8 protein-coding genes are annotated in these 8,686 nt (G+C 61.0%); all 8 read left to right on the forward strand.

The window, feature by feature from the left end; translation table 11 throughout:
• Positions 1–203 precede the first annotated feature (203 nt).
• A complete protein-coding gene (gene mpl, locus SCT_RS11835; RefSeq protein WP_059423246.1) occupies positions 204–1,535 on the forward strand; it encodes a UDP-N-acetylmuramate:L-alanyl-gamma-D-glutamyl-meso-diaminopimelate ligase in 1,332 nt (443 codons plus the stop codon).
• On the forward strand, positions 1,532–2,092 hold the full coding sequence (locus SCT_RS11840) for a YqiA/YcfP family alpha/beta fold hydrolase (RefSeq protein WP_059423248.1): 561 nt from the start codon (positions 1,532–1,534) through the stop codon (positions 2,090–2,092). Before mpl ends, SCT_RS11840 begins: the two co-directional genes overlap by 4 nt.
• Positions 2,089–3,933: a ribonuclease catalytic domain-containing protein gene (locus SCT_RS11845; RefSeq protein ID WP_059423250.1), complete on the forward strand. Its 1,845-nt coding sequence runs from the start codon at positions 2,089–2,091 to the stop codon at positions 3,931–3,933. Before SCT_RS11840 ends, SCT_RS11845 begins: the two co-directional genes overlap by 4 nt.
• Before the next feature lie 34 nt (positions 3,934–3,967).
• Positions 3,968–4,876, forward strand: a complete 909-nt coding sequence (locus SCT_RS11850) for an energy transducer TonB (protein WP_082098327.1) — start codon at positions 3,968–3,970, stop codon at positions 4,874–4,876.
• Between the two features lie 264 nt (positions 4,877–5,140).
• The gene (locus SCT_RS11855) at positions 5,141–5,701 is read left to right on the forward strand and encodes a YqgE/AlgH family protein (RefSeq protein WP_059423252.1); all 561 of its coding nucleotides are present in this window, start codon (positions 5,141–5,143) and stop codon (positions 5,699–5,701) included.
• 58 nt (positions 5,702–5,759) lie between these two features.
• Positions 5,760–6,209 (forward strand): Holliday junction resolvase RuvX, encoded by a 450-nt coding sequence (gene ruvX, locus SCT_RS11860; protein ID WP_189799662.1) that lies wholly within the window; start codon positions 5,760–5,762, stop codon positions 6,207–6,209.
• Position 6,210: 1 nt separating this feature from the next.
• Positions 6,211–7,164 carry an aspartate carbamoyltransferase catalytic subunit gene (locus SCT_RS11865; RefSeq protein WP_059423255.1) on the forward strand — a complete coding sequence of 318 codons (954 nt, stop codon included), beginning with the start codon at positions 6,211–6,213 and terminating at the stop codon, positions 7,162–7,164.
• Between the two features lies 1 nt (position 7,165).
• Positions 7,166–8,446: a dihydroorotase gene (locus tag SCT_RS11870; protein ID WP_059423256.1), complete on the forward strand. Its 1,281-nt coding sequence runs from the start codon at positions 7,166–7,168 to the stop codon at positions 8,444–8,446.
• Positions 8,447–8,686 lie beyond the last annotated feature (240 nt).

Raw genomic sequence — 8,686 nt, forward strand, 5'->3', positions numbered from 1 at the left:
GTTTGCCTCCTCTCCCCTTGGGGAGAGGATTGAGGTGAGGGCAGCCCTCATCCCAACCTTCTCCCCAAGGGGAGAAGGAGCAATGGTAAAAGGCGCTGGCCATGATCGAGAGGATTGAGGTGAGGGAAACGCTCATGGCGATTCATCATGAGCGTCAAAAAGCTTTATAATGGGCGGTTAATCAATCCATTCCGTCGCTATTCATGCATATTCACATTCTCGGTATCTGCGGTACTTTCATGGGGGGCATCGCGGTGCTGGCCAAGCAGGCCGGGCACAAGGTCACCGGCTGCGACGCCGGCGTCTATCCACCCATGAGTACCCAACTGGAAGCCCAGGGCATCGCCCTGACCGAAGGCTTCGACCCGGCGCAGATCAGGCTGGAACCCGACATATTCGTGATCGGCAACGTGGTGTCGCGCGGCAATCCGCTGATGGAGGAAATCCTCAACCGCGGCCTGCCCTACGTATCCGGCCCGCAGTGGCTGGCCGAGCATGTACTGAAGGACAAGTGGACGCTGGCGATAGCCGGCACCCACGGCAAGACCACCACCTCGGCGATGCTGGCGTGGATCCTGGAATATGCGGGTTTGCAGCCGGGCTTCCTGATCGGCGGCGTGCCGCAAAATTTCGGCGTCTCCGCCCGGCTTACCGACTCCCCGTTTTTCGTGGTGGAAGCGGACGAGTACGACACCGCCTTTTTCGACAAACGTTCCAAGTTTGTCCATTACCACCCGCGCACCGCCGTGCTCAACAATCTCGAATTCGACCATGCCGACATCTTCCCTGATCTGGCCGCGATCGAGACCCAGTTTCACCATCTGGTTCGTACCGTGCCCGGCAACGGACTGGTTGTCGCCAACGGGCGCGAGGAAAGCCTGGACCGGGTGCTGGCACGGGGCTGCTGGACCCCGGTGGAACGTTTCGGCACGGCGCAGGGCTGGACCATCGGTGCCGCCGGTGCGGTGGCCTTCAAGGAAGAGTTCCAGGGCATGCTGAACTGGCCGCTGCTCGGCGAGCATAACCGCATGAACGCCCTGGCGGCGATTGCCGCCGCGCGCCACGCCGGTGTGCCCGCCAGTTTCGGCATCGAGGCGCTGGCGAAATTCGAGAACGTGAAGCGCCGCATGGAAGTGCGCGGCGTAGTCAACGGCATCACGGTTTACGACGACTTCGCCCACCATCCCACCGCGATCGCAACCACCGTCGCCGGCCTGCGCCACAAGGTCGACGGCGCGCGTATCCTGGCGGTGCTGGAGCCGCGTTCCAACACCATGAAGCTGGGCGTAATGAAGGATGCGCTGCCCGGCAGCCTGAAAGACGCCGACCAGGTGTTCTGCTACGGCGCCAACCTGGGCTGGGATGCGGCCGCCGCGCTGGCCCCGCTGGGCGACAAGGCGCAGACTTTCGACGATCTCGACAGCCTGGTGGCCGCTGTGACTGCCGTCGCCCGCCCCGGCGACCATGTGCTGGTGATGAGCAATGGCGGCTTTGGAGGCGTGCACGAAAAGTTGCTGACGGCGCTCGCCCGGTGATCCTCTACATCCACGGTTTCAATAGCTCCTCCGCTTCCTTCAAGGCCGGCATCCTGCGGCAGAAGCTGGAGGGAACCGACCAGAAATTTGCCGCGCCCGACCTGCCGCACTGGCCGAAGGAAGCAGTTGGCAAGCTGGAAGCGCTGATCGAGACAGCGGGGTGCACTCCGGTTACCCTGGTGGGCAGCTCCCTTGGTGGCTACTATGCCACCTGGCTGGCTGAGAAGTATGGTCTCAAGGCGGTGCTGGTCAACCCGGCGGTCCGGCCTTATGAACTTTTGCCGGCCTTTCTGGGACAAAACCGCAACCTGTATACAGGCGAGGAATATGAGCTGACGCAGGGACACATCGAGCAGTTGCGACAGCTGGAAGTGCCGGCGATCACTCGACCGGAGCGCTATCTTCTGATTGTGGGAACGCAGGACGAGGTGCTGGATTATCGTGATGCCCTGGCGAAATATGCCGGGGCGCAGAAAATCATCATCGAGGGTGGCGATCACGGTTTGACGAATTTTGCCGAGCATGTCGGCAGCATTATGGATTTTGCATCTTTATGAATGTTTTGTATGAAGAAGATGGCGCCATCAAGGTAGCCAGCGTCATGGCCGACAACACCTCCTCCTTGCAGGTGGAAACGCCGCATGGCAAGCGCTCCAAGATCAAGGCCGCCAACGTGCTGTTGCGCTTCGAGACACCGGCCATCGCCGGATTCATGGAAGCGGCCGAAACAGCTGCAGCGGAACTCGATCCGATTTTCCTGTGGGAATGTTGTGGAGTCGAGGAGTTCGCCTTCGCCGACTTGGGACGAGAATACTACGGCCATGCGCCTTCCCCGGTCGAGGCGGCGGCGGTGGCGCTGAAGTTGCATGGCGCGCCGATGTATTTCTACAAGAAAGGCAAAGGCCACTACAAGGCCGCGCCGGAGGAAAATCTCAAGGCAGCGCTGGCTTCCGAGGAGAAAAAACGCAAGCAGGCAGAAACCATCGCAGCGCATGTGGCTGAAATGGTGGCGGGACGCCTGCCAGAAATGTTCACGCCGCAAATCGTGGAAGCCCTGCTTTACGCGCCGGACAAGAACACGCTCGAATTCAAGGCGCTCGACAAGGCCTGCGCTGAAACCAATCTCAGTCCGGTGAAGTTGCTGGACACGTGTGGCGCGATCCCTTCTGCTCATGCTTACCACCTGAACCGCTTTCTGCGCGAGCATTTTCCCGAAGGCACGGGTTTCCCCGAAGTCGAAATTCTTCACCCCCAGGGCGACCCCGCGCATTCGGATGCACAGGCCTTCAGCATCGACGATGCTGCCACTACCGAGATCGACGATGCCTTCTCGATCAAGCGCCTGGATAACGGCAACTGGCGTATCGGCGTCCATATCGCCGCGCCAGGCCTGGGCTTCGCGCCGGGCGATCGTCTCGATGAAATCGCATCGCGGCGGTTATCCACGGTGTACATGCCGGGTCAGAAGATCACCATGCTGCCGGAGAAACTGGTGGAGCGCTACACGCTGGCTGAAGGTCGTCGTTGCCCCGCGCTGTCGCTATATTTGGAGGTCACGCCGGAATTTGCCGTAGTCGGCCAGGAAAGCGCGCTGGATCACGTCGAAATTGCCGCCAACCTGCGCCACGAGGCCCTGGAGCCGGTATTCAACGGCGCGACCGTGCTCAGCCGGGAGGGCGATTACGCCTGGAAGGACGAGCTCCTGCTGTTATGGGATTTCACCACCAAGCTCAAGGAAGGCCGGGGCAAGGGCGAAAGCAGCAGGAATTTCCCGGATTACAATTTCGCGGTAGTGGATGACCGCGTTTCGATTACCGAGCGCCACCGCGACACCCCTATCGACAGGGTGGTGTCGGAGCTGATGATTCATACCAACGCCACCTGGGGCAAGGAGCTGGCGGAAGCCGACTATGCCGGCATTTACCGCAACCAGGAAGGCGGCAAGGTGCGCATGAGCGTGTCGCCGGGCGCGCACCAGGGCTTGGGCGTGACGCACTACATGTGGTCAAGTTCGCCGTTGCGCCGCTACGTCGACCTGGTCAACCAGCGCCAGCTGATCGCCCGGCTGGAAGGCATGCCGGCACCCTATGGCAACCGCGATGAGCGGCTGTTGATCGCCATGCGCGATTTCGATCTGGCCTACGAAGCTTACGGCAACATCCAGGACCAGATGGAGCGCTACTGGTGTTTGCGCTGGCTGCAACAGGAGCAGGTCAGCGAAACCGGCGCGGTGGTGGTGAAGGAAAACCTGGTCAAGCTCGACCACCTGCCGCTGTTCACCCGCGTACCGTCGCTGCCCGAAGTGCCGCCAGGCAGCCGGGTGTTGATCGAAGTGTCGAAAGTGGACCTGCTCGAGGTGGCGTGCCAATGTCGCTATGTGGGTCCCCTGGAGCAATGATTTGGCAGGTTATTTCTGCTAAACTGGCTGCGCCTTGAACACTCCTCGTGCTCCCATTTCTCTGGGCCGCTACACGCGGCTGAACCAGTCCGATCGCCTCGGACTGGTGCTGCTGATCTCCATCACCCTGCATTTGCTGGCGGTATTCGGCGTGACCTTCAAGGCGCCGGAGATGAAAAAATCGGCGATCGCCACCTCCCTCGAAGTGGTGCTGGTCAACAGCAAATCCGCCTCCCGGCCAGTCAAGGCCGATGCCTTGGCGCAGGCCAATCTCGACGGCGGTGGCAACACTGATGCCGAGCGTCTGGCTAAAAGCCCGCTGCCGGTGCTGGATCGGCCCCAGCAGGAATCGGAAGCCGCGCAGAAACAGCAGCAAGTCAGCCAGATGGAGCAGCAGGCACGGCTCCTGATGACCCAGGTCAAAGCAACGCAGCATGTCGAGCCGACTCCGGCCAAGGTCAAGCCATCCGAAACGCCGGCAGAAAAGCCGGGCTCCGATCTGGCGATGCGCAGCCTTGAGGCTGCTCGCCTGGAAGCGCAGATTTCGCGGGATTGGGACGCCTACCAGAAAAAACCCAAGCGCAACTTCGTCGGCGCGCGCACCCAGGAATACCGCTTCGCCCGCTACGCCGAAGATTGGCGAATCAAGGTGGAAAAAGTCGGCAACCTGAATTACCCTGAAGAAGCGAAGCGGCAAAAAATCTACGGCAGCCTGCAGCTCATCGTCAACATCAAGGCGGATGGCAGCGTCGAGCGCGTCGAGGTGAGGCGTTCCTCGGGCCATAAGGTGCTGGATGAGGCGGCCATCCGCATTGTCAACCTGGCGGCGCCCTATGCGGCCTTCCCCGATGACATTCGTAAGGACACCGATATTCTCGGCATCGTGCGCACCTGGACTTTTACCCGCGCCGACCAGTTGGACACAGCAGCTTTTGCCGACTAGGGCCAATCGAAACCAGCGCTCTTTCGCGTGCGTTGTTCCGCTTCAGCGGAATACAACCACGGTGAAGACCCTTGCGATCTTACGTTTGCCCCCTCTCCCTGCACCCGCAAGGGGTGTCCCCGCCGAGAGCGGCAGCAAAGCTGCTCGCACTGGCGAGACGGGAGAGGGTTGGGGAGAGGGAATTATTTCCGCGTGGGCTACCCGCCTACCAGACTTTTCTCTGTGTTCTCTGTGGCTAATGGTTTTTTGTAGGATAATTGCAGCATGAAAAACGTCAACCTGACCGACCATTTCCTGATCGCCATGCCAGCCATGACCGATCCCTATTTCGCCAAATCCCTTACCTATGTCTGCGAACACACCGACCAGGGGGCGCTGGGCGTGGTGATCAACAAGCCGATCGAGATGACCCTGAAGATGCTGCTCGACCAGGTCGGCATTGAACTTGAATCTGAAGAGCATGCGGAGGAGCTGGTGCATTTCGGCGGCCCGGTGCAGATGGACCGCGGCTTCGTCCTGCACCAGCCGGTCGGAGAGTGGCTGTCGACCATGGCGGTGAACGAGAACGTCGCCCTGACCACTTCGAAAGACATTCTGGAAGCGGTTGGTCGCGGACAAGGCCCGTACAAGCTGCTGGTGTCATTGGGCTATGCCGGCTGGGCGGCGGGGCAATTGGAACAGGAGCTGGCACAAAATGCCTGGCTCACCGTACCGGCTTCGGCGGCCATCATTTTCGACCTGCCCTGGGAGCAGCGCCTGCCCGCCGCAATGCAACTGCTGGGCGTCGATCTCGCCAGCCTGGCCGATGAGGCGGGGCATGCTTGATATCAGTGAGGAGTGAGGAGTGAAGAGTGAGGAAAAGCGGTTATCGAGCGGCGAGGTTTTGCCCCCTGACTCCTCACCCCTCACTTCTCACCCGGTGCGAGGCACCGTACTCGGCTTCGATTTCGGCATCAAGCGCATTGGCGTGGCGGTGGGCGAGCTGGAGCTGGGGCTGGCACATCCCTTGACGACGGTACTGGGGGAAAGCAACGACCAGCGCTTCGGTGCCATCGAGGCGCTGCTCAAGGAATGGCGGCCGGCGCTGGTGGTGGTTGGGTTACCCGCCCACACGGACGGCGAGGAGCACGAAATGAGCGCGCGCTGCCGGCGCTTCGCGCACCAGTTGGAAGGCCGCTTCGGCCTCAAGGTGGTGCTGGTTGACGAGCGCCACAGTTCCACCGCGGCGAGCGAGGATCTGAACGAAGCCGGAGTACGCGGACGCAAGCAGAAGGCGGTGCTGGACCAAGTCGCAGCGCAACGGATATTGCAGTCTTATCTGGATGGTCAATAACATGAAAAACAATCCCCAACTCAACAAGAACGGCGAACTGCAGCATCTGCTCACCATCGAGGGCTTGCCTGCAGCGACCTTGCGGCACATTCTCGACACCGCTTCATCCTTCCTCAACATCGCCGAGCGCGAGGTGAAGAAGGTGCCGCTGCTGCAGGGCAAGGCAATCTTCAACCTGTTCTTCGAGCCCAGCACGCGCACCCGCACCACCTTCGAGATCGCCGCCAAGAAGCTGTCGGCCGACGTGATCAACCTCAACGTCGGCGCGTCCAGCACCAGCAAGGGCGAAACCCTGCTCGACACCGTCGACAACCTGGCGGCGATGCAGGCGGACATGTTCATCGTGCGCCATTCCCAGTCCGGCGCGCCGCATCTGATCGCGCAGCATGTCGCACCGCACATCAATGTCGTCAATGCCGGCGACGGGCGCCATGCCCACCCCACCCAGGGGTTGCTGGACATGTTTACCATCCGCCATTACAAAAAGGATCTGACCAGCCTGCGCGTGGCCATCGTCGGCGACATGCTGCACTCGCGCGTGGCGCGTTCGCAGATCCATGCGCTGACCACGCTGGGCGTGCCGGAAGTGCGCGTGATCGCTCCCAAGACCCTGATCCCGGCCTGTGCCGAGCGCATGGGGGTGCAGATTTACCACGACATGGCGCAGGGGCTGAAGGATGTCGACGTGGTCATCATGTTGCGCCTGCAGAACGAGCGCATGCGTGGCGCGCTGCTGCCTTCAGCGCAGGAGTACTTCAAGTATTATGGGCTGACCGCCGAGAAGCTGGCGCTGGCGCGGCCAGACGCGATCGTCATGCATCCTGGCCCGATGAATCGCGGCGTGGAAATCGAATCCTCCGTTGCCGACGGAGTGCAGTCGGTAATCCTGTCCCAGGTAACATTCGGCATCGCAGTGCGGATGGCGGTGATGAGCATACTGGCGGGGAAGAATTAATATGAAAATCCACATCAAGAACGGCCGATTTATCGACCCGAAAAACAACATCGACACAGGGCAGGACGTGTTCATTGCCGCCGGTAAAATGGTCGCTGTCGGCGCCATGCCCGAACGCTTTAATGCCAATCGCACGATCGACGCAACCGGCCTGGTGGTCTGCCCCGGCCTGGTCGACCTGTCTGCCCGGTTGCGCGAGCCGGGTTACGAATACAAGGCCACTCTCGAATCCGAGATGCTGGCGGCGGTGGCAGGCGGCGTCACCAGCCTGGTCTGCCCGCCTGACACCGACCCACCGCTGGACGAGCCTGGCCTGGTGGAAATGCTCAAGCATCGCGCCAAGAGCCTGAATCAGGCGCGGGTCTATCCGCTTGGCGCGCTCACCCAGAAGCTGGCCGGCGAGCGCCTGACCGAAATGGCCGAACTCCATGACGCCGGCTGCATCGCTTTCTCCCACGCCGATGTGCCGCTCACCGACACCAACGTGCTGCTGCACGCCATGCAGTATGCGGCCACTTTCGGATTCACCGTCTGGCTGCGGCCGCAGGACGCCTTCCTCGCTCGCGACGGCGTCGCCCATGATGGCGAAGTCGCCACCCGGCTCGGCTTGGCGGCGATTCCTTCCTGCGCCGAAACCATCGCCCTTGCCGGCATTCTTGCCTTGGCCCGAGAAACCGGTGCGCGCATCCACATCTGCCGCCTCTCCAGCCGCGAAGGCGTGGCCCTGATCCGCGCAGCCAAAGCGGAAGGCCTGCCGGTGACCTGCGACGTCGCCATCCACCATGCCCACCTGAGCGAAATGGACATCGGCTTTTTCGACGCCAATTGCCACCTTATTCCGCCGCTCAGAAGTCAGCGCGACCGCGACGCCCTGCGCGAGGCTCTCGCCGACGGAACGGTCGATGCCCTGTGCTCCGATCACGCCCCGGTGGATGACGACGCCAAACTGCTGCCCTTCGCCGAAGCCGAACCCGGCGCCACCGGCCTGGAGCTGCTGCTGCCGCTGACGCTGAAATGGGCGAATGAGATGGGGGTGTCTTTGTCCGCTGCGATCGCTAAAATCAGCGCCGAACCGTCGCGGATACTGGCTTTGAACAACGGTCACCTGGGGGCGGGACAGTCAGCCGATGTGTGCATCTTCGACCCGGAGAAGTACTGGAAGGTTGAGCCGCGCTCGCTCAAGAGCCAAGGGAGGAATACGCCGTTTTTGGGGATGGAGTTACAGGGGAAGGTTAGATATACGTTGGTGGAGGGGCATGTGGTTTATGAGGCCAACGTGTAAAAGTTCAGATCTAACCTGACATTGTCTGTCAGATTGCCTAAGGTTAAATAGCTTAAATTGACACGTTTGCGACTAGGGCCAACCGGCAGAAAACGACACACAAGAGACATATGCACCATAGGCCGATTACTGACCGCTATTGCCCGAATTCTGTTGAAAAACCCCACCCTTTAGCCCCCTGTTTGTGATATGATATAGACATATTATGGATACAAGGAATCACGCCATGATGGGTCATCA

The sequence above is a fragment of the Sulfuricella sp. T08 genome (genome assembly GCF_000971475.1).
GTDB lineage: Bacteria > Pseudomonadota > Gammaproteobacteria > Burkholderiales > Sulfuricellaceae > Sulfuricella.

Bases quoted from the DNA above. Each gene is read 5' to 3' on its own strand.
- SCT_RS11845 (WP_059423250.1), top strand. From the start codon at position 2,089: ATGAATGTTTTGTATGAAGAAGATGGCGCCATCAAGGTAGCCAGCGTC.
- SCT_RS11870 (WP_059423256.1), top strand. From the start codon at position 7,166: ATGAAAATCCACATCAAGAACGGCCGATTTATCGACCCGAAAAACAAC.
- SCT_RS11865 (WP_059423255.1), top strand. From the start codon at position 6,211: ATGAAAAACAATCCCCAACTCAACAAGAACGGCGAACTGCAGCATCTG.
- mpl (WP_059423246.1), top strand. From the start codon at position 204: ATGCATATTCACATTCTCGGTATCTGCGGTACTTTCATGGGGGGCATC.
- SCT_RS11855 (WP_059423252.1), top strand. From the start codon at position 5,141: ATGAAAAACGTCAACCTGACCGACCATTTCCTGATCGCCATGCCAGCC.